Origin of the sequence: Niastella sp. OAS944 (assembly GCA_024809215.1) — a bacterium.
In the GTDB taxonomy this organism is placed as follows: domain Bacteria; phylum Bacteroidota; class Bacteroidia; order Chitinophagales; family Chitinophagaceae; genus Niastella.
The window spans coordinates 204805-227764 of the sequence record JANUBW010000013.1 but is presented as its reverse complement, the minus strand read 5'-3'; the positions used below and the strand labels follow the sequence as shown (position 1 = coordinate 227764).

Below are 22960 nucleotides of genomic sequence, written 5' to 3'. Positions count from 1 at the left end.
AAACATTTAATGCGCCGTTATTTGTGGAATTAACCGCTACTGCTTGTCATATATAATCTTTAAATTTCAGCATGAGCATAACAAGCAGTTTTCGTATTAATACCCGTTTTTCATTAGTAAAAAGTATCACTGTAAAAGGTATTCGGCTTTTTGCGTTGGGCTTTTTGCTTGTTTTTGCTTCCTGTTCAACCCAACGCCAAATATCAAAGGCGGCCAATACGGCGCTTTTTCAGGATTCAACCGTACAGCATGCCCATGTGGGTATTAGTTTGTACGATCCTTCAACCAAAAAATATCTTTATAGCCATAACGCGCAAAAGTATTTTGTACCGGCTTCCAATACCAAACTCTTCAGTTGTTATGCCGCGTTAAAATACCTGGGCGACAGTTTGCCCGGCATCAAATACTGGGAAAACGACACCGCATTATACCTGGTACCTACGGGCGACCCCAGCCTGTTGCACACCGATTTTAAAAAGAACCCGGTCATTGACTTTCTGCAAAAAACAAAGAAGTCGGTTTATATAATTGATAGTAACTGGAAGGAAACGGCCCTTGGCTCGGGCTGGTCGTGGAATGATTATAATGATAATTACATGGCCGAGCGAAGTGCTTTGCCTGTATATGGTAATATGATCCATTGGGTACAGGAAATAGCCGAAGGCGTTAGTAATGAGGCGCAGGAAGACCAAACACCTTCTATTTATTCGATACCCGAAATAAATTGGAAAGTTCGTTTTAATGCAGGTATTCAGCGTAAGGCCTTTTTTGTGCAACGCAACCGCGATGAAAATGTATTTATGATCACCGAGGGCAGGGAAAAGAAAAAGGAGCAGGATGTGCCATTTGTTACCTATGGCGTTCAGTCGGCACTTGAATTACTGCCCGATACAATTGGTAAACAGATCACATATTTGGCCGAGCTTAATAAAAAGCAAAAGCAACCGGTAAAACTGTCAACTGTTTATTCGCAGCCGGTCGATTCACTTTTGCAGCCCATGATGTACCGCAGCGATAATTTTTATGCTGAACAATCGCTGTTGATGGTAAGCCAGGTAAAACTGGGCGAAATGAATGATGGGAAATTAATAGATACCCTGCTGAAAACCGATCTGCGCGATCTGCCGCAAAAACCCCGCTGGGTTGATGGCAGTGGGCTAAGCCGTTATAATTTGTTTACGCCCAACGACTTTGTAGCGCTGTTACAGAAAATGCAACAGGAATTTGGCATGAAAAGGCTACAGGCGATACTGCCTACCGGTGGCAAAGGTACTTTGAGTAATTTGTACAAACAGGATAGTAATTATATATTTGCCAAGACCGGTACCTTGTCGGGCGTTGTAGCGTTGAGCGGATATTTATACACAAAAAAGAACAAGCTGCTGATTTTTTCGGTCCTCATCAATAATCACACAGGCAGCGCAGGGACTATCCGCCGTGGTATTGAAACCTTCCTTAAGGGGATCCGGAGCCGGTATTAACAATTTTTTTAAGTTTTCTCTTTTATTCCCCAACCGTATAAGCGTTAACCCCCGTATTATTATCAGCAACTGGCAATAGGCCGTTAAACTAAAGAGAAATTCAGCATTCTAAGCACAATTAAGGTTCAGGTAAAAACACCAAATAACAGGCTTGATTGTCCACTAATGCTACTGATATAGAACTGATCACCGGTTGTATAAATAACAACCGCAAGGCCCAGGAACACTTGTATAAGAAGTTCTATGGGCCTATGGCATCCATTTGTCTGCGATACACCCGTAACCAGGAAGATGCAATCGAAGTATTGCACAATGGCTTTTTGAAGGTTTTCAAAAACATTCATACCTATGATACTTCCCGGGCAAGTTTATACACCTGGGTAAGAACCATTATCATAAATTCGGCCATTGACTTTATCAGGCAACGCAGCAAATTCCATACGCACATTGAACTGGAAAAAGTTGATGAACCAGCCATTGATGCCGATGCGGTACAACGAATGTCTTCCCAAGAAGTTTTATTACTGGTACAGAAGTTATCACCGGCTACCCAAACGGTGTTTAACCTGTACGTAGTTGAGGGATATAATCACCGGGAAATAGCTAACCTATTGGGTATTAGTGAAGGTACCAGCAAATGGCACCTGAGTGAGGCCCGCAAACAATTGCAAAAACTATTACAAACCTTGCAAGTGTAAATGTGATGAACCTTAAACATCCATACGAAAAACACTTAGCGGAGAAACTGGTGCAACTTCCGCCACCAGATGACCCCGACCAAAACTGGCAGCAGATGAAAGCGCTGCTCGATAAAAACATGCCACGTGGTGGGGGCGGCCCAAGAGGTCCTTTCCGCTGGTGGGTTGCCGGCACTATAATAGTTGCCGTATTGGTTGGAACATGGTTCGGCGGCAGATCATTACTGTCGAAAGAACATAGTAATGAAACCGTTGCCGGCACCATAAAAACCGTTAACAATAAAAACAAATCGTCCGTTGCTTCAACCGAAAATAATGTTGGGCAAGGGAATAGTGGCCATGCAAATGGTTCGCGCAAAGATCTGCGCGGTGCAACCTATGCATCAACCCCCAACTCTGCTGATAATAATGAGCTTGCTGACAATGACGGGCAGCAAACTGTTACCAATAATACTGACGGTACAACTACAACTACCCCAACAACCGGTAATAGTTCATCAACCACTTCAACGGCTGAGAAGTCTCGAAGCAGCGGTAATAATGCTGCAAATGCAAACCCAACAATTGATCACAATAAAACTTCCGTAGATAGAAACAAAATTTACTCTTCCCCTTCAAAAAATAATAAGGTAAGCACTGGTAGTAACAGACCTGCCATTGATCATTCAGCCAAAACGGGTGCACGCCCAAATAAAATTACCGGCAACCGGGCAGTGGATAATAATGTAGAGGAGAATACAAACAATGCCAATAACAAAGGCAATAAGAGCAACACTAAAAAGCCGGTTAAACAATCGGCTTCAGGTATAAACAAACCATCTTATAAGCCAACGATCACATTGCCTTCTCAACCATCTTCTGGTTCGGGGTTAAAAGAGTCGCCGGTTACTTATAATATAAATTACACAGGAACAACGGTGGTATCGCCTTCAGGAGTAATACAAAGAGAGTTTACCTATTTGTTCCCTAATAGGGCTGACAGCAAAAAAGCTACCACCCGCAAATCGAACCGCAATGCGCGATCGCATGAGGACAGAACGTTTGCCATTGGTTTGTCGTTGCCATTGGGTTTCCCTGTGGGCGATCAGCAGGCATTCGCCATTAACAGAAATGCAGGTGTAAATACCATTTCCGATTATATTCCTTCGCCGCATTTTCAATATCATTTTAATAACAAGACGTATTTGCAGGCTGGCTTACAATTTTCGGCGCCACAGTTTATAAGGCCAATGATGTTGTACCAGGATAGGAAGGTGTCGCCGGGGCCATTTGTTCACGAACAAATAACTACCTTAACAGCCCGTAAATTGTATTATTTTAATCTTCCGCTTACGGTGTATCACAGTCCGCTTAAGAACTTTTATATGGGGGCTGGCTTACAGTATTCTTCATTGGTGAGCGGTATTGCTCAGTATGAATGTATAGAACGTAGTGTGATAGGGCCAATGCAGCAGTTAACGGTGGAGAACTACTTTACCAAATTCAAAAACAATTCACTTCCACACAAATTGAATGGTAGTGAGGTTCGGTTACTGATCGACATGAGCTATTATTGGAGCCGGTTTACCGTTGGTTTGCAATACAACCAGGCCTTCAACAACTATGCAAGCTTTCAGATTACACCTAATTCACCTTATACATTCGATAAAAACAAAAGCCTTCAGTTTTACCTGCGGTACAACATTTGGGAAGATGTAAAACGAAAAAAGCCCAAAGGCGAAGTATTAACGCTTAAATAATTGCTCCAGATAGTCTTTTTTAAATTCTATATAAGTGGGATTGCCGCCGGCAGTAACATTGGGTTGCGAGCATTTGAACAGGTCGGTTGTTAATGCGCGCATTTCATCCAATGCCAGGGGCGTGCCGGGCTTTATGGCGTTTTGCCATGCCAGTGAGCGAATTAATTTTTCACGACGTGAGAACTTAAGATCGCTGCTGAAATGTTTGTATTGTTCCAGCAGGTTTTCAATGGCCAGTTTTTCATTGCCTGTCGATACATCGGCAGGGGTGCCCTGTACTACAAAGGCATTGTTGCCAAATGGTTCAATTTGATAACCCAGTTGGTTAAGGTCGGCAGTTAGCTCCTGTAATAAAACAGCATCAGAAGGCGATAGCTGTAACGTAACCGGGAACAGGCTGCGTTGGGTTGGAATGCTTTTACCGTGTGCAGCACCCACATAACGTTCGTATAAGATGCGTTCATGGGCCAGCTGTTGGTGTATGAGCATAAAGCCGCGCGATGTGGGCGCAACTATATAAGCAAAATGTAATTGAAACAGCAGGGCATTATCATCAACCAGCTGTTTGGCAAATGGGGTATAATTATGGGCAGGCATGCTTGTATCGCTGCCGCCATCCTGTTTCTTTAGTTTGTCGAGAAGCGATTCAAACTTCTCATCTTTTTGTGCATTGAACGAAAAGCCGCCGTAGGCCGGGTTGGTTGTTTCATTGGCCGATGAACCGCCTGTTGAGGTTTGGCGGGTGTTATCGCCGCTTCCCGATTGGCTATTTGGTTCATAAAAATCTTTCCAATGCCTCAGCTCGGTTTTATCTGTTGGTTGAATAAAATGGGCTGAGTTCTTATTGGTAAAATCTTTGGCCAGGCCCGATGAAAGCGCAGCGTCTTTTTTATCGTCGGTGAATGGTTTATTAAGCGCATCCAGTTTTTGGATGTTGGGATCGAGGTCAAACTCAAGCGTAGGCGTTATGCTGAACTGGGCCAGGGCATGTTTAACCGCGGCCTGCACAAATGCATAAACGATCTTTTCATCTTCAAACTTGATCTCCTGTTTGGTAGGATGCACGTTGATATCGAGCTGGGAGGGATCCAGATCAATGAACAGGGCGTACAGCGGGAAGCTGTCGGCCGGGATCAATTCTTTAAAAGCGCTATTTACTGCATGGTTTAAATAATTGCTTTTGATGAACCGGTTGTTTACAAAGAAATACTGATCGCCCCGGGTTTTTTTGGCCGTATCGGGTTTTCCTACAAACCCGTAAATATTTAGGTAATCGGTTTTTTCCTGTACGGTTACCAGCCGGGCATTGTAATGCTGGCCCAGTACCTGTACTATACGTTGTTTTAAACTTCCTTTTTCGAGATGAAAAACCTGCTGGTTACCACTGGTAAGGGAGAAAAATACATCGGGGAACGCCAGGGCTACCCGCATAAATTCATCAACGATATGCCGCATTTCGGCGGCATTGCTTTTTAAAAAGTTGCGGCGGGCCGGCACGTTAAAGAACAGGTTCTTCATGGCTATGCTGGTTCCATTGGTGGTGGCCACAGGTTCCTGCACTTTTACCATGCTGTTCTCAATTTCAATATAAGTACCTGCTTCGTCTTCGGCGCGTTTCGACTTCAGTTCAACCTGGGCAACGGCGGCAATGGAGGCCAGTGCCTCACCCCTAAAGCCCATGGTCTTTATATGAAACAGGTCATCGATGTTGCGGATCTTGGAAGTAGCATGGCGTTCAAAACACATGCGGGCATCGGTTTCGCTCATGCCTTTACCGTTATCAATTACCTGGATCAGCGTTTTACCCGCATCCTGGATAATCAATTTAATTTCGGTGGCGCCGGCATCAACGGCATTTTCCAACAGTTCCTTTACGGCGCTGGCTGGCCGCTGGATCACTTCACCTGCTGCGATCTGATTGGCAATGTTGTCGGGCAATAAATTAATGATATCTGCCAAAAGCTACTCCTGATTTTGAGTGGGCAAATGTAAGACTATTTGATTGCATATAACAGCGCTCAAAAGCCTGCAATAAAACAATCCCTTTGTACACTGAACGCTGATGGCAAAATGGGTACAACATTTGTCTTTATGTGCTGAAAATTCAAGGGTTTACGGCCTTTCGTGCGCACAAAAACGCACCCAATATTAGAAGAATTTTAATGGCTCAAACCCCTTATTAACAGTACATTTGATGCTCATTTCTGCCTTACTAAAATCACTTCATTTACATGAGGAATAAGTTAAAAACTATTGTTTCTTTTCTCCTGATCTGTTCCATTTGTAGCCAGGGTATGGCCCAGCGTTCTTCCGGTAATCCGGCCGCCGATCATTGGGTCGACAGCGTTTTTAAAACATTATCAAAAAAACAAAAGATAGCGCAGCTTATGGTGGTTCGGGTGTCGTCAATTGGCGCCGACCGCAAGGTTGTGTTTTATGATAAACAGGTTGAAGAAGCCATTCGAAAATATAATATTGGCGGGTTGTGCCTTTTTCAGGGCGGGCCCGTTCAACAGGCAACCATTCTTAACCGGTTGCAATCAGCTGCCCAAACCCCGTTGCTGGTGACCATCGATGCCGAAAATGGCGTTGGAATGCGTATGGATAGTGTGCTGGGCCTGCCCCGGCAAATGATGATGGGGGCCGTGCAGGACCGGTCACTTATATACGAATATGGCCGGGTGGTAGGTGAGCAGTGCAAACGAATAGGTATTCAGGTGAATTATGCACCCGTGGTTGATATTAATAATAATCCCAATAACCCGGTTATCAACGACCGCTCGTTTGGAGAAGATAAGTACAAGGTGGCGGAATATGGTATTGCTTACATGAAAGGCATGCAGGATGTTGGTGTTATGGGTTGCGCCAAACACTTTCCGGGGCATGGCGATGTTGATGTTGATTCGCACCTCGACCTGCCGGTGATCAATAAAACAAAAGCCCAGCTCGATTCGTTGGAGCTATATCCCTTCAATCAGATCTTTAGAGCAGGGGTTGGTAGTGTAATGGTGGCGCATTTGTCGGTCCCTTCTATTGACAATACCGCGCATACACCTACTTCCATTTCTTACAACAATGTTACTACGCTGCTGCGCAAAGAGCTTAACTATAATGGCCTCACGTTTACCGATGCGCTTGAAATGAAAGGCGTGGCCAAATATTTCCCCGATGGCGAAGCTTCGCGCGAGGCATTAATTGCCGGTAACGATATGTTGTGTTTACCTGGCGATATTCCGGGTAGTATTAAAAAGGTTCGTAAGGCTATTCGTAAAGGAAAACTGCATTGGAGCGATATCAATGAACATGTGCGCAAAGTGTTGTATGCTAAATATGAATATGGGCTGGCTAACTGGAAACCTATTGATACTACAAATATCCTGGCCGATCTGAATAGTAAAGTAGCTACAACCCGCAGGGCTATTGCAAAAAGTGCGCTTACCCTTTTACGCAACGATGACCCCGCTATTTTCCCTTTGTATAAAGGACAACGTATTGCGTATGTAGGTGTGGGCCTTACCCAGGACAATGCCTTTGCCGAACATATACGCAGGGATTACGATGCGCAGGTTTTTTATTTTGACTATAAGAAAGACAGCACCGCAGTAGCGCCTTTGTTGCAACAATTGAAAGAGCAGTATGATGTAGTGGTTATTGGCGTGCACAAGTTTGCCCGATACCCGGCCAATAATTTCGGTATCAGCAAACCGGCGTTGCAATTGATACAGGGTTTACAACAACAGCAAAAAACAATTACGTTTGTATTTGGCAACCCATACGCCATCAAAAACATGTGCGATGCACGCGTGTTGGTGGCGGCGTATGAAGATGATGATATAACACAAACAACAGCCAGCGATCTTCTGCATGGCCGTTTTTTAGCCAGCGGTAAATTACCGGTAACGGTTTGCCCTTCCTTTAAATATGGCGATGGTATTATTGTAAAAAGATTATTACCCACTGTGCCTGCCAATTTGTTGGGCTTTAATGAGGCTAAGCTAACCACTGCCATCGATTCTATAGTAACCGATGCCATTAAACAAAAAGCTATTCCCGGCGCTGTAGTGCTGGTGGCTAAAGATGGTAAGATCGCTTATGAAAAAGCGTTCGGTTATCTTACATACGATAGTATTGAACCTGTGTATCCCGAAACCATTTATGACCTGGCTTCGGTTACCAAAATAATGGCTACCACTTTATCAGTAATGAAGTTATACGATGAAGGCAAACTCGATCTTCAAAAAACACTGGGCGATTATTTGCCTTATGTGCGTAAAAGCAATAAAGCGCCATTAAAACTATGGGATATTTTATTACACCAGGCGGGTTTAAAAGCGTTCATTCCTTTTTATCGCGAAACGCTTGATCCTGCTAATGGTAATCTGCCCCGGCCCGGATTATATAATTCCTCGCCCGATTCTATGTACACGTTCCCCGTTGCGGCTAACTTGTATATAAGAAAGGACTGGGAAGACACCATGATGAACCGCATTTTAAAAAGCGACCTGGCTCCGCTTGGAAAATATATCTATAGCGATAATGATTATATTTTCCTGGGCAAAATAGTAGAGGCCATCACGCATATGCCGCTCGATCAGTATGTAAAGAAAACATTTTATGATAAGCTGAACCTGGTTGAAACAGGCTTTAACCCCGCACAGCGTTTTCCGCTCGATTATATTGCACCCACTGAACGCGAAAAAGAATTTCGTAACCAGCTTATTCATGGGTATGTACACGACCCCGGTGCAGCCATGTTTGGTGGTGTAGCCGGTCATGCCGGTTTGTTTAGCAATGCATATGAAGTAGGCGTACTGGCGCAAATGTTGTTAAATGGCGGTGTATTGAACGGTCAAAACTTTTTCAGCCGCAAAACGGTAGATTATTTTAATCAATACCACAGTGCCATCAGCCGCCGTGGATTGGGTTTTGATAAACCTGAAAAAGATAATGCCACTCGTCAGGAGCCATATCCAACCCTTTCTGCTTCGCCGCAAACATTTGGTCATACCGGTTTTACCGGCACCTGTTTTTGGGTTGATCCCAAGAAGAACCTGATATTTGTTTTCCTTTCGAACCGGGTTAATAGTCCCGATGTAAATAAGTTCCTGCGTATGAGTATACGGCCTAAAGTACATGAAGCTATTTATCAGTCGCTGAAACCGTACTAACATATTTTCGAGTTAGTTTGAATGTTATTAGAACTTAGGTTTGTGAAGTAGGAGGTAAGAAGTAGGAAGTATGAAGATGCAAAAGGCGAACTCGCAATTTATCGCGAGTTCGCCTTTTTTTATGAGCCTAAGGTATAGTTATCTTCTTACATCTTACTTCCTACTTCTTTTTTCACATACCTATTACCTCAAAAGATTAATTTTATACTTACATCCTCTTTAAAAGAAACACATGGCACAATCAAAACCCGAAGTATGGCTGCGCGGGCCATTGACCAATATACCTGCATTGGTACAACCAGTAGCCCATGCTTTATTACAGGCGCAGGAAGAAATTCATGAATTAATGAACGACTTCCCTATGGAGTTGCTTTGGCAACGGCCTGCGGATGTGGCTTCACCGGCATTTCATTTACAGCATATAGCAGGTGTGCTCAACCGGTTGTTTACCTACGCGGCTGGTCAACCGCTCACTCCACAGCAGTTAGATCACCTGAAAGCTGAAGGTGTACAGGCGGATGGTATTACCATAACATCCTTATTAGCTCACCTGGATGCACAGATAACCTCGTCGCTTGAATACCTGAAAACTATCGATGAAACCAAACTTACTGAGCCAAGAGGTGTGGGCCGCCAGCAATTGCCTTCTACTGTGCTTGGTTTACTGTTCCATGGTGCCGAACATACCATGCGCCATACCGGGCAGCTGCATGTAACCGTTCGGGTGTTAAAGCCATAACTATTTTGGTGCTTTCACGCCCGGGTACTGACTGGCCACTACCAGCTCGTATTCTTCCCGCTTTTTTAATCTTTTGATAAGCTCGTGCAATTCGCAGCTGTCGTCAGAATCGTCGTATACCTGATCGTGTGCCAGCATTACCAGGTGTTCGGGCGTTCTTGTTTTGTTGTGGGCGAACAGGCTGTCGATCTCCTGCATTATGTCTTCACACCGGTTCTTAAGTGTGAATGTTTTGTGATCGTAATGCCATTCAAGGTCCCAGCCCATAATGGTAAAACCTGCCTGTTGTAAGGAGTCGGCGGCTGCGGCGCTTTTCTTCAGGTCGGTAAATGTGAGTGTATCAACCCGCCAGATGTTTCGGCCCGGCGTTCGTACAATAGTGTTTTCGAGCTGCAGGCTATCGTGACAACGCCTGAAGTCTTTAACAACAGAATCGGGTTGTTTGTAAAAGCGCTCGTAACGATTATGCGCATGTGTGTAACTGTGGTTGCACAGTTCAATAGAGTCGCAGATCTTCAGGCTATCCCAGGTAGCATGTTGCGAAGTGCTGGCAAATACATGTTCGCCGATGATAAAGAATGTTACCGGAATTTGTTCCTGTTGTGCAATACTTAAAACTTTGCGGGTGCCTTTGTTGGGGCCGTCGTCGAAGGTGAGATAGATCTTCTTTTTTTTCTTTTTTTGGGGCGATGCCCTGACCGTTTCTTTTGGCTGGTCGGTGGGCACATTGTTGTAATGATGATTGGGTTTACCCTCACGGGTGGTTTTGGTGGTTGTTACTAATACCAATAAGAGCATAAGGGGCCGATAAAAGAAGGCGGCGGTATTATTATCGCCTTCCTCAGCATTTGTTTCCATAAATGTTGTGGGGATTTTTGTTGTATGAAATTATAATTCGGGTAGCGTATTTAAAAAGCCGGTTTGGTTAAAGAATGTATAAATCGGCGAGTGGCTAGTGGTGAGTGGTTAGTGGGGGCGGATACAATAAAAACCTAATGTTTATAGTACGGATTCTGATATAAAAGGTAGGCCTACGGCCCAGAAATGACAGAAAATCAGGGCGATGTATCATTTTTCCGCTTATCGTAAATATGGCGCAAACCTATGCCGAACGGGCATTGGCGGCAAAAGTTAATGTAAAGAAGCCTCCTGTTTGAAGCAATTAAGTCAACAATCTGTCTTAACTTATAGTAATTTTGCAAATTAACTAGAACAACAGTCAAAAATGATTCGTAAAGAACAGGTCCTGCAGGATGTAGTGATCAAATTTGCCGGTGATTCCGGAGACGGGATGCAGTTAACCGGTACTCAGTTTACTAACAATACTGCGTTGCTGGGCATTGACCTAGCCACTTTTCCTGATTTTCCGGCCGAAATACGTGCCCCCCAGGGAACCCTGCCTGGCGTGAGTGGTTATCAGTTACGATTTTCGAGCGACCGGGTATTTACTCCGGGTGATGAGTGCGATGTACTGGTAGCAATGAATGCTGCGGCATTGAAAGCAAACCTCAAAGCGTTAAAGAAAGGTGGTAAAATAATAGCCAATACAGATGGTTTCGATGCAAAGAACCTGCGTTTGGCCAATTATCCCGATGGTGTGAACCCGCTTGACGACGGCTCCCTTGAAAATTATGAGGTCATTAGAATGGATGTTACCAAAATGACCCGCGAGGCGCTGAAGGAGATCACTATGGGTACAAAGGAAAAAGACCGCGCAAAGAACATGTTTGTGCTGGGCTTTTTGTACTGGATGTATAACCGCGATATGGATAATACCATCCAGTTCCTTACCGAAAAGTTTGGCAAAAAACAGGAAATACTCGATAGTAACGTAAAAGCATTACGCGCCGGGTATAATTTTGGCGATACTACCGAAACGTTTACCACCCGCTATAAAGTAGATAAGGCAAGAATGGAGCCTGGTGAGTACCGTTCTATTATGGGTAACCAGGCAACAGCGTATGGGTTAATAGCCGCTTCTCAAAAAAGCGGATTGCAATTGTTCCTTGGTACTTATCCCATTACACCAGCCTCAGATATTTTGCACGAACTGAGCCGTTATAAAAACTTCGGAATAAAGACCTTTCAGGCCGAAGATGAAATTGCAGGTATTACCTCTGCAATAGGTGCTGCTTACGGCGGTGCTTTGGGTGTAACAACCACTTCGGGCCCTGGTATGGCATTAAAAGGCGAAGCAATGGGTTTGGCAGTGATGCTTGAAATTCCTTTGCTTATTATTGATGTACAGCGTGGCGGCCCTTCTACAGGGTTGCCCACTAAAACCGAACAAAGCGATCTGTTACAGGCTTATTATGGCCGTAATGGCGAATGTCCCATGCCTATAGTATCGGCCAGCACGCCCAGTGATTGCTTTGGTGCAGTATATGAAGCTGTGCGTATTGCCATACAACATATGACGCCGGTGATCTTCCTGAGCGATGGTTATATTGCCAATGGCGCCGAACCCTGGCGTTTCCCTAAGAGCGATGATCTGCAACCGATACCTGTAAAGTTCAAAACAGAACTGGGGCATGGTGAAGATAAATTTCAACCTTATTTGCGCGATGAGAAGCTGGCGCGTCCCTGGGCTATTCCGGGTGTGCCTGGCCTTGAGCACCGGATTGGCGGGTTAGAAAAACAAAACATTACCGGTAATGTTAGCTACGATCCTGAGAACCACCAACTGATGGTGAAAATAAGACAGGAGAAGGTTGATAAGATCGCTGATTATATACCTGAACAAACGTTAGACAGCGGCCCCGAAAAAGGAAAGATACTGGTGCTGGGCTGGGGTAGTACCTATGGCGCTATTAAAAGCGCAGTAGCCGAAATGCAGATACAGGGCTATGCAGTTAGCCATGCTCATTTGCGGTATGTACGTCCCTTCCCTAAGAACCTGGGCACTATACTAAAGAATTTTGACCAGGTGCTGATACCTGAGATCAATAACGGACAACTGATAAAGATCATCCGTGATCAATATTTTGTTGATGCAAAAGGTTATAATAAGATCATGGGTGTGCCTATTACCAAAACCGAACTGGTAATGAAATTGCAGGAAATGCTGGGTAGAGTTAATTAATATACTTAGAAGTCTCACCAAAATAAACGCGCCACATTCTAATAAGTGTGGCGCGTTGTCATTTAACCTTGTTAGGCGGTGAGCGTTATTAGTCCTTCTTCGTCTTGGTTGGCTTACCTGCTTCGTCTTTGGTCTTCATATCTTCTGTTTTCATCTTTTGTTCATCTGCATCTGCTTTAAGCTTTCTATCCGCATCACCATCCTTGATCTTTATTTCATCTTCGCTCATCTTAAACTTCTTATTTCCTTCCTTGATCTTGATCTCATCTCCATCGATCTTTACCTTTTTGTTGTCAAGCTTATATTTGCCATCTTCGGTTTTAACAATGTAATTGTTCACAACAAACCTGCCTTCGCCATAAATGGTATCGCCGGTTGCTACATTAACATACAGGTCAACCGGTTCATCGTTGCTGGCTGAATAGGTCTTCTTCTTTTTTGAATCATAATACAAATCAACTGGCTGGCCTGTTTTCAGGTCAACATATTTTGAATTGTTTGTTTGTGCATTATTATCAACTGCTGCTGGTTGTTCTGTTGCAATAGAATCGCTTTTTAAATCGTTTTCATTGTTGGCTGCTTCCTGGCACGATGCAATGATCTATACACTGCCAGTAACTGTTAATAGTTGTTTGATCTTGGTCATAATAAATTTTTAGTACTATAAGCAATTATTATGCGCTGCTAGTGGTGGGGAAAAAGTGCAACAGCCCATGGTTTAAACAAAGTGATCTTATTACGCATTGCGAAATAAGATCACTCATATATAAGACACTCAATACTTAATTCTTTGTCTTCATTCCGTCATTGTCCATTTTTTTCTTCATGTCCTTTTGCTTCATCTTTCCACTGGTTGAATCTCCTTTCATTTTTCCTTCCCAGCCTTTCATCTTCATCTTACTTTGATCCATTTTAAATTTCTTACTTCCATCTTTAAGCTTGAGATCGTCTTTATCCATTTTTACTTTACCTGCGTCGAGCCTGTACATTCCGTCATTTGCTTTTACTATGTAGTTGTTTACAATATACCTGCCTCTTCCATAAACGGTGTCGCGTGTGTTCATATCAACATAAAACTCAACCGGCTCATTGGTCATTGAAGAATATGTTCTTCTTGTTTTAGCGTCATAGTACAATTCAACGGGCTGCCCGGTACTCAGGTCAACGTACCTGGGTGAGCTGGTATCTTTCATGGCCATTTGTACTGTATCGGGTTTGCCGGTTGTATCTATGTCGTCTGTAGGTATGCTATCGGCCTTTTTGGGAACAGTATCAGTTTGTGCTAATGCTAACTTGTTTAAAGCCGAATTGCTTTTGTGATCAATATGCTGGTAACTGGTAATGAGCAAAGCAGTACCAGTAAGGGCTAAAAATAGTTTGACCTTATTCATAACAATCGTTTGATAATATTATAAGCAATTATTATGCGATGCAATTATGTCAGCCTTACAATGTAATGGGGAAAATCGTCAACGCATGCAAATGTTAGAACTTCAATGCAATCAATTCCATAGCAGATTCTTTACCTTTTAAATCAACCAACCCCAAATTGACCGCATTCCAGTTCTTTAAATTTGTTTGTGCTGCAAAGTCTTTTGAAATGATCACTTTCTCGTTCAGTTCGCTGGTGGCCGAGCGCAGGCGGGCTGCGGTATTCATTGTGTCGCCACTCATGGCAAGGTCTTTTTTTATAACTCCAATTTCGCCAATGGTTATTTCACCCGTATGTATACCTGCTCTAAATTCCGGTACAACACCATACAGTCGTTTAAAGTAGTTTTTATTTCGTTGTAATATGCGTTTGCAATCGAGCAATGCCTGCAGGCATTTTCTGTTGGCGTTAGGCTTTTTTACTATCCATGAAACCACTACCTCGTCGCCAACATACTGATATATTTGACCATCGTTCTCCAGCAAGGCCACTGAAATAAAATAAATGAAATCTCGAATAAAGCGAAAATATTTTTTATGGCCCAGGTGCTCGGCAATGGCAGTTGAATCAACCAGGTCAATAAACATAATCGTTCTTTTTTCATTCTTGGGTGTTAAGTAACGGCCTGCAAGAATGTCGAAAAAAACACCGGGTGAATATTTTTCGTTCACCTCAATGATCATGATCGTAAATAAAAAAGTGATGAGCCAGCGTACCATTTGGCTAAGGAACAGCGATGTTTGAAATTGCCTGTAATAGTTACGGCCCAGCTCGGTTGTGAGCGGTTCTTTTTCAATTAGCCAGATGTATGTAAAGTGCAGGATGTAGTTGAGCAAAAAAGCTGCGGCAACCAGTAGAATGGTTTTTACCAGCAACCCAAGCCATAAAGGCAGGTTTCGTACCAGGTGCTTTAACTGGTAGGTTAACAAATAAGCCATTACCAGGCAAATGCAAAAGATAAGGCCCGAACGTAACAGCAACACTGCCGTTGAATGCATATCGAACGGGTGTTCTGCTTCGTTAACATGATCGCGGTAAAATTTATATAAGTATACACTCGTATCAATGATCGTCCATAGCAAGGCTATTACCAGCACCTGTTTCATGCGGTATTTATTGATGGCGCCTCTTCTTACTATTACACGATCAAATGGTTTCATATATTATGAACTATAGGGTGAAACATTTGAATTGATCACCGGTTGTTGTGGGGTATGCACCATAATGGCAATCATAAATGCCAGCACCGAAATAAACAACCCTATCATAAATACGGTATAGGCCAGCCTTATGAGTTTGTATTTTCTGGCCAGCACAACACCCAGTTGATGTATGTCCATAATTAATGAACTGTACAAATAATCGGGGTCGCGCATCATGGTGGTCATGGCCCATTTGTATTCATTCACTTTTGTTTTATAAAAGTTGCCAAAGAATAACAGGTTGGTTGATTTATTCAGAATGTCTTCGCGACTGAAATTACCTGTTGATACTTTGGGCCGTGTAGCCATAATGGCAATAATGATGGTAGTTAATGAAGATGCCAGAAAAATAAATGTTGGTATTGTTAAGTGTGTATCAACCTCAATACGGCGTATCAATACGGAAAGAATAACTGAGATGATGATGGCATTCACACTTATCAATATGCTGGCTTTACCATCTGCCATGTTACTTAACTCCACATGGTTTTCGGAAGTTAACCGAAGCATGGTTTGAATACCTCGTGTTATGAACGAGTTTTTTCGTTTGCTTGTTTCGTCTTCATCGCTTGCTGGTTGAATTAGGGTGTCGCTAACATTGGCCCCTTCCAGTTTGCCAATTTTTTTTGTGAGCCGGCGAATGTTCTTTTCTTTTCCTCTCTGTAACAGGTCAATACAATATGCAGTATAGAACTGATGTTTTTTAAGTAACTCAAGGCTGTTGTTTTCCCAATCCATAACCATGGTGTTCATGTTGCGCAACACCAGTTCTTTCTTCATGGCCTTGTTGGTTTGCTTAAATTCATCGAGGCCAAAATGATAGGTATCTGCATCGCAAATGATCATTTCGGGTAACGATTGTGGTGTGGGTGGAAATTTAGTAATGCGTATCAACGCGGCTACATTGTTTATCAGTTCTTCATCGTCGGTCCTGCTTTTTAAAAATGCTTCCATTAGTTCCACGCTTTTTTGTTCGTGGCCCGAAGGGTCGGCCATCAGGTGCCCGGTATCATGAAACCAGGCGGCAATTGACAGTTCAAGCAATTCTTTTTGCGGCAGCTGATAATGCGATGCAATTTCCTGTACCCTTTCAACAACAGTTTCTGTATGCTCAAGGTTATGAAAAACCAGGTTATCGAGGTTGTTCTGTTTGAACAGCGTTTTTACATAGCTTTCGGTATCTATTAGCAGCGCATTATATGTTGACATACAGGAATATTAAAATGTTAAATTCAATTTTGTGCCCAGTGTAAAGTTCACCAGTCGTTCTTCGCTCGATAAAGCAACAGTAGCAGATACCAGCACCATATTATAGGGCACATAATAAAAACCGCCACCATAGGCATAATGCCAGCGTTTGCTACGTTCACCATTTAACCATACACGGCCTATATCGTTAAATGCCACCAGCCCAACTTGTCCGGGAAATACATACGATTTACTGTCGAATAATTTAACCCTGAATTCAAGGCTTGCATAAGCGAGACCCTGCCCTGCAAAGCGATTTTTTCTAAAGCCACGTAAGTAGTTGTTGGCACCCAATGTAAGCGCCTGAAAATATTCAAGGCTATCGCTGTAAATGCGGCCGGCGCCTACTCTTAATACCGTTACCCAGCGGGCCGGAAAGCTCATACTGGCATATACCGTCATATCTGATTCCAACTTAGTTAATTGAGAACTGGTCTTGTTCAGTGGTTGCAAATGCGTGAAAGTTGTTAACCAGTTTATTCCCCGGGTAGGGAACAGTTCATTATTGAGGTTGTTGATCAGGAAACCCGCTTTACCGCCTACGTATGATTTTACGGAATACACGTCGTTTGAATCGAGGCCTATGAGCGATGGTTTACCCAGAATGTAATCTTTGTTGTTTTCGGTTTTATTCCAGTAACGGTAATAAGATGGGCCCGCAAATACACTGAACACAGATGCTACCTTATATCTTAATAACACGTCTGCCGCTACATCTTTATACCGTGCCCGGTAATATTTTATAGTTGAATCGGTATTTACCCTGGTGTTGTTGCCAAAACCAAAGAAATTATTCAGGGCGGGGTTCATTATTTCTGCATAGATCACTGCATCTGTTTTGGGCAGCACATTTACAAACAAGCCCCGGTATTTAACCTGCATGGCTTTTTGACCGGCTGCAAAAAGAGCCGACAATCGTTGTTCTGAAGAGTAGGGTTCTTTGCGGAAGGAATACCGGCGGTACCATAACCCAAAGCCAAACATAAATCCATCATCTGCATTGTAACCGATATTTATACGGGGGAAATGGAAAATGTTATACTGGTATTGATCGGTAAAATCATATTTGTTTACATCAGTGTTGGAACTGAAACGGTTTTTTGTATTCTTTCCTTTTTCTACAAAATTCTTTTCACCGGTGAGGTCGTATATATAGTTTTTGATATTACCATTTATATGAAAGGTATCGTCGCCTTTGCCTCCGATTATGCGAAGGAAACTTTTGTTAGGCGTGTTGGCCGATATATCAAACTTATCGTTGCCGCGAAGACCGTATAAACGTATTTCTTTTGTTTTACTAATATCGAACAGGCGGTCGTACATAACAAAGCCGCTATCCTTTCCTTCATGGGCTTGTACCTGCACCCGTACATTTTTTCCTTCATTGAATACTTTAAATAATTCAGTTTTGTTGCTACCTGTAACGGTTACCTGTTTGGCCAGAAAATCATAATACTTCAATGATTTTTTTTCAAGATCGTTGCGGCGGCTAATGAGTTTATCAGCGGTTTCTTTACCATTTAGCGCATAGATCTCGGGCGGCATTGTTTTCATTGCCCGTTGAATAGCTGTATCTGTCATTTCACGTCTGAAAACAGTAGTTACCGAATCCCATTCGGTTCTGTTGATCTGGTTCAGGAATACCCGGTCAAAATCTTTTGAAACGGCCGACAGGTGGTTTATATCATGAATTTTATATCTCAACCCTTTTAAGAAGGGCAGTCGTTTGCGCGATATCCAGGCAATTAACCAGCCATCTGAGTTAAAGAAAGCCTGATCACGATCTTTTGGAATGGGATAGTATAATTTGCCTTGCCCGGTATCCTTAACACCCCATTTCCACTGGTCTATGTGGCGGTCCCAATCGGCAATAAGTATATCGAGAAGGCGGGCTTTCAATACTTCTTTTTGCAGAATACGTTTGTTATTGTCTTCAATTAAATTATTCATAACTGTTATGGAGCCTTTGGTATCGGCGCCATCCCAGGAGGCATCCTTTTGTTCAAGCATACAAACCTGATTGGCAAACATGGGCCGGTACACGCCAAAGGCCAGGTCATCGGGCACCAGGAAGAACTGTGGGGTGGCATGAGCTATATGAGCAGATGCGGCCAATGAAGCAACCGGTAAGGGCGCATATGGCTGAGCAGCAGAGATCATATCCTGTACAATTTCTGCGGCCACTGTATTACGCAGGTTTTCGGGCAATGCCTGTTCAGGATCTTTATCAATGGTACGTAATGTCCATTCCTTACCATTTTTATCTTCGAGGGTAAGCGATTTGGTTTGCTTACCGCCGCCCATGCTTTTGATCTTAAAACCGCCATGTTCTTCTTTAAGCCGAAACACTTTCAGTTTTACAGGTTCGCCCCAGATATTCCGGTAATTGTTTCCCAGTATCAGCCGTTTTAAAGCAGATGCATTTTCTTTATAATGAGCGCCGGCTGCGGCCTCATAATAATCTGTGTAGGGAGGTATTTGTAATTTAGCCGTGTCTTCATTTAATGTGGGTGGTTTTGAGAAGTCGATAATGTTTTTAGAAAATGTTTCTTTCACTGTTTCAGAGTCAATATCAACTGTATAGAATTTCGCCCGTACGGTTTTATTTTTTGATATTTCCAGTGTGGCAAAGCCTAATGAATCGCCATTTACATACAGTGAATTCTTACTCTTTTCAACCCGGCTGGTATGGCAACCGCTGCCGCTTACAATATAATAATGGCTGGTGTCTTTGAGCAGCTGCAAGCTATGATCGTGACCGGTGACATAAATGACATTGGGATGTAATCTTGTTTCGGCGCGTATTGTGTTTACCATGTTGGTGTAGGCCGGGTAGCTGATGTCCTGCGGACTGCCAAACACACTGCGGCTGATAGGATAAATTGAACCTAATACCGGCAGGGGAATGTATAAATTCTTTTTCATGTCGGTAAAAGGAAAGATATGTTGTTTTAAACCAAAGTAGCCACCATGTATGCCATTGCTCATAAAAGGGTGGTGGCAGGCAATAATTACCAGCTTGTTGAGATTTTTGCGCAGCATCTCTTTAAGCTGTAGCATAAATTCGCTTTCTGTTTTGCAGGGGCAGTCCCATTCAATGCCGGGTTTATCGTTTTGGTGTAAAAACCACTGGCTGTCAAAAACGATCATCACCGCATCGTTGCCAATGGGTACTTCTACCGGTCCCGGACAACCTTCATTTGGAATGAATTCAACGTTTTTTTCTTTCATCAGGTTTACATAGGCTTCCTGGCGCAACAACGTTTCCCAGCCATAGGACCTGCCATTGGCCCAGTCGTGGTTGCCAGGTATCATGTATATATGGGCCTGTGTATTGGCTATTACGTTCATTTGCGAATCGAGCACCGTTCTTGATAATTCATAGTTCCTGCTTCCTTCATCGGGCAGGCCAAACTGGTACAGGTTATCGCCCAGATAAACAATGATTGTTTTTTTGTCGGGGTGCATGTAGTGTTTCACGGCTGTTGACACCGGGTGTTTGCCATTGACCAATGCACCGGCGTCGCCAATTAAAATAATCCGTTTATCCACCGAGTCCGCAACCGATTCGTTCGTTTGAGCTAACAGTACATGGCCGGCAAACATTATAAAAAGGACAAGCAGGTACCTCATGGTTTCACGTTCTTGTTGTATTTAAAAAATAATAAGTTAGCAACACCCCGCCCGGCGGCCTCATTTGAAATGATCATATCACCTTGCGGCGTAAATGTAATTCCTTCGGGTTGTTTAAACAGTACCGGATCTATGGGGTAGGCTTGTTTGGGATTGCCATTTTTATCACATACTACCACCAGCTTGTTGATCGATGAAATAATATATAGTTCATCGGTTATAGGGTGTAAGGCAGCGGCTGATGGTTTGAACTTGATCTTTTTTTCGCCCACCATATTGGCAATAGCTGTTACGTTGATGGAGGCTGAGTCGTCGAACTGTTTGTTCAGCAAATTGAAGTAGATCACCGATAAGGCTTTCTTTTTATCGGTTTCACAATCCTTACACATTAATACAAGTTTAAAGATGTGATGGTTAAAGTACAGGATCTCAAACTCATTGCCCGTGGCCGGAAACTCTTTTTGCTGGCTCAGGATCTGGTTATGGTCATCGAAAGTAAAGGCGGTTATATTACCATTGCTTTGCAGCACATAAAACACCTTGTCAACCATAACCAGGTCTTCATAATCGCCCTGGTTCGAAAACTTCCATTTACGTATCGGTTTGCCTTTGGTTAGGGGTATCTTATACAAATAGCCAAACTCGTCGCCTATGGCAAATACGCTGGTATCGTGGCTATAAAAGGCGAGCCCTGAAATTTCGTCGAGCTCAACCGGCAATTTCAGTAAGAAAGGTTTATTTAAATCGTATCCATCGGGGCTTTTAAATGCAGTACGTGCGTCGGCAGACTGGGAGCAGCGACTGGTAGCAAAAGCAATGAACAGGCAAAGTAAGCTGGCATATCTGTAAAGCATAAAATACTAATGGAATACCAGCTATATGTCAAAATCTGGTGCCATGCCAATTGGCTTGTAATAATTGATGCTGCTACATTCAAATATAAGTTGGTAATGGTTTAATTTTTACTGGTAAATGGGGAAAACTGTCTACAATGATTGGAAGAAATAATACCTGATCATGTATGCGTAAGTGTTGTTTGTACTCATTGGTGCATTCAGATCGGGACAAATACGATTCTTTATAAAGAACAGCCGTGCTGATGGATTTAAATGCCTGAAAATCAATTTATTTCTAATAAAGGGACGCTAATTCAATTGAAAAGAATGTAATTATTTTTTAATTGAAAGAACTTCTGATTGAAAAAAAACTGCATTCTTTTTAATTGGAAGCGCATCTGATTGAAAAAACTGCACATTCTTTTTAATTGGATGTGCACGCAATTGAAAAAACTGTACAATCTTTTTAATTGAAAGCTTATCCAATTGAATCAACTGTTCTTTTTTTTCAATTGAAAGAACTTCTAATTGAAAAAACAATTCATATTTTTTAATTATGAGAACCTCCAATTGAACAAACAGTTCTTTTTTTTCAATTCAAAAGACTTGTAATTGAGAATTATTTCCTCTTTTTTCAATTAAACCCCGCCCTAAATTCCAACGGACGGGCAATAAAAATGACCGTGTGTTAATAATTCTACTTCTTCTTTGGCGCAACATTCTTTTGAAAATACTTACAGGCCGTTGTAATTCCGCATTTATCGCATTTGGGGTTACGGGCAATGCAAACATACCGGCCGTGTAAAATAAGCCAATGGTGAGCTATATGGATCAATTCTTTGGGAATGTGGGCAATGAGTTGTTTCTCCGTTGCCAGTGGGGTGGTGGCATTAAGGGTGAGGCCAATACGTGCCGATACGCGGAAAACGTGAGTGTCTACCGCCATATTGGGTTGCTGATCAACTACCGAGGTTATTACATTAGCCGTTTTGCGGCCAACGCCCGGAAGTTGAACAAGCTCATCAACCGTAAGAGGAACTTCGCCATTGAACTGCTCCTGCAGCATTTTGGCCATTCCAATCAGGTGTTTTGTTTTGTTGTTGGGGTACGAGATACTCCTTATTAACGGGAACAGTTCGTCAAAAGTGGCTTTTGACAAACTGTCCGCGTCCGGATATTTTTCAAATATGGCCGGCGTAGTCATGTTAACCCGTTTGTCGGTGCACTGGGCTGAAAGTATTACCGCAACCAGCAGCTGGTAGGGATTATCATACAGCAACTCAGTTTCCGCATCGGGTGCATGATGCAAAAAAAAGTCAATTACGTACTGGAATCTTTGTTTTCTTGTCATTCTTCCTCTTAGAATGACTGCGAAATTAAGGGAGTGGATTAATGTAGCCCAATGATTGTTACATTATTGCTGGCTACGGGTTCTGCCGGAAGTGTTAATTATGTAGTTGCAATGCCGATTCGCGGGCATATTGCAATACGTTCATAATAACTTCAGTTCTGGGAGATTCAACGATCTTGTCCAGGTTTCGGGCAGATGCTTTTAATACTTCTAATTTTTCGCGAAGCGTCCAGTCTTCCTCCAATGCAGCTTCAATTGCGGCATTCATTGCCGGCGAGGTTTCTTTGTACAAATAGCGTAAAAGGTCCTCCGGTGTAAAGAGAATAGTCATAGGCAAACCATTTATGTCCT

17 protein-coding genes are annotated in these 22960 nt (G+C 42.9%); 6 read left to right on the top strand and 11 right to left on the bottom strand.

The window, feature by feature from the left end:
• Positions 1-71: 71 nt before the first annotated feature.
• From dacB to GGD38_RS34980, 3 genes are all read left to right on the top strand, one after another.
• Positions 72-1481 carry a D-alanyl-D-alanine carboxypeptidase/D-alanyl-D-alanine-endopeptidase gene (gene dacB / locus GGD38_RS34990; RefSeq protein ID WP_375297798.1) on the top strand — a complete coding sequence of 470 codons (1410 nt, stop codon included), beginning with the start codon at positions 72-74 and terminating at the stop codon, positions 1479-1481.
• Between the two features lie 155 nt (positions 1482-1636).
• Positions 1637-2179 (top strand): RNA polymerase sigma factor, encoded by a 543-nt coding sequence (locus GGD38_RS34985; protein WP_375297799.1) that lies wholly within the window; start codon positions 1637-1639, stop codon positions 2177-2179.
• Positions 2180-2181: 2 nt separating this feature from the next.
• On the top strand, positions 2182-3918 hold the full coding sequence (locus GGD38_RS34980) for a hypothetical protein (RefSeq protein ID WP_375303953.1): 1737 nt from the start codon (positions 2182-2184) through the stop codon (positions 3916-3918).
• Here GGD38_RS34980 and mutL read toward each other — a convergent pair.
• Complete coding sequence (gene mutL / locus GGD38_RS34975; protein WP_375297801.1) at positions 3904-5877, bottom strand: DNA mismatch repair endonuclease MutL; 1974 nt, start codon at positions 5875-5877, stop codon at positions 3904-3906. The two genes, GGD38_RS34980 and mutL, sit on opposite strands and share 15 nt — an antisense overlap.
• A gap of 272 nt (positions 5878-6149) precedes the next feature.
• On the opposite strand from mutL, the gene GGD38_RS34970 reads away from it, so the two are divergent.
• Together GGD38_RS34970 and GGD38_RS34965 are read left to right on the top strand one after the other, a co-directional pair.
• The gene (locus GGD38_RS34970) at positions 6150-9086 is read left to right on the top strand and encodes a glycoside hydrolase family 3 N-terminal domain-containing protein (protein ID WP_375297802.1); all 2937 of its coding nucleotides are present in this window, start codon (positions 6150-6152) and stop codon (positions 9084-9086) included.
• A 232-nt stretch (positions 9087-9318) separates the two neighbouring features.
• Positions 9319-9825, top strand: coding sequence for a DinB family protein (locus tag GGD38_RS34965; RefSeq protein ID WP_375297803.1), 507 nt, complete (start codon positions 9319-9321; stop codon positions 9823-9825).
• On the opposite strand, the gene GGD38_RS34960 is transcribed toward GGD38_RS34965, so the two are convergent.
• The gene (locus tag GGD38_RS34960) at positions 9826-10683 is read right to left on the bottom strand and encodes a polysaccharide deacetylase family protein (RefSeq protein ID WP_375297804.1); all 858 of its coding nucleotides are present in this window, start codon (positions 10681-10683) and stop codon (positions 9826-9828) included.
• A gap of 367 nt (positions 10684-11050) precedes the next feature.
• Here GGD38_RS34960 and GGD38_RS34955 point away from each other — a divergent pair, with 367 nt between their 5' ends.
• Positions 11051-12907, top strand: a complete 1857-nt coding sequence (locus tag GGD38_RS34955; protein WP_375297805.1) for a 2-oxoacid:acceptor oxidoreductase subunit alpha — start codon at positions 11051-11053, stop codon at positions 12905-12907.
• 88 nt (positions 12908-12995) lie between these two features.
• On the opposite strand, the gene GGD38_RS34950 is transcribed toward GGD38_RS34955, so the two are convergent.
• The 9 genes from GGD38_RS34950 to GGD38_RS34910 all read right to left on the bottom strand — a co-directional run bounded on the left by GGD38_RS34950 (position 12996) and on the right by GGD38_RS34910 (position 22940).
• On the bottom strand, positions 12996-13361 hold the full coding sequence (locus GGD38_RS34950) for a hypothetical protein (protein ID WP_375297806.1): 366 nt from the start codon (positions 13359-13361) through the stop codon (positions 12996-12998).
• A gap of 328 nt (positions 13362-13689) precedes the next feature.
• Entirely contained in the window at positions 13690-14298 is a 609-nt protein-coding gene (locus tag GGD38_RS34945) for a hypothetical protein (RefSeq protein WP_375297807.1), read from the bottom strand.
• 94 nt (positions 14299-14392) lie between these two features.
• Positions 14393-15499 (bottom strand): adenylate/guanylate cyclase domain-containing protein, encoded by a 1107-nt coding sequence (locus GGD38_RS34940; protein ID WP_375297808.1) that lies wholly within the window; start codon positions 15497-15499, stop codon positions 14393-14395.
• A 3-nt stretch (positions 15500-15502) separates the two neighbouring features.
• Entirely contained in the window at positions 15503-16750 is a 1248-nt protein-coding gene (locus GGD38_RS34935; protein WP_375297809.1) for a Pycsar system effector family protein, read from the bottom strand.
• Between the two features lie 9 nt (positions 16751-16759).
• Positions 16760-20422 carry a BamA/TamA family outer membrane protein gene (locus tag GGD38_RS34930; protein WP_375297810.1) on the bottom strand — a complete coding sequence of 1221 codons (3663 nt, stop codon included), beginning with the start codon at positions 20420-20422 and terminating at the stop codon, positions 16760-16762.
• Entirely contained in the window at positions 20419-21276 is an 858-nt protein-coding gene (locus tag GGD38_RS34925) for a hypothetical protein (RefSeq protein ID WP_375297811.1), read from the bottom strand. Before GGD38_RS34925 ends, GGD38_RS34930 begins: the two co-directional genes overlap by 4 nt.
• Before the next feature lie 315 nt (positions 21277-21591).
• The gene (locus GGD38_RS34920; RefSeq protein ID WP_375303952.1) at positions 21592-21798 is read right to left on the bottom strand and encodes a hypothetical protein; all 207 of its coding nucleotides are present in this window, start codon (positions 21796-21798) and stop codon (positions 21592-21594) included.
• Between the two features lie 157 nt (positions 21799-21955).
• Positions 21956-22609 carry an endonuclease III gene (gene nth, locus GGD38_RS34915; protein WP_375297813.1) on the bottom strand — a complete coding sequence of 218 codons (654 nt, stop codon included), beginning with the start codon at positions 22607-22609 and terminating at the stop codon, positions 21956-21958.
• 94 nt (positions 22610-22703) lie between these two features.
• The gene (locus GGD38_RS34910) at positions 22704-22940 is read right to left on the bottom strand and encodes a hypothetical protein (protein ID WP_375297814.1); all 237 of its coding nucleotides are present in this window, start codon (positions 22938-22940) and stop codon (positions 22704-22706) included.
• Between the last annotated feature and the right edge of the window lie 20 nt (positions 22941-22960).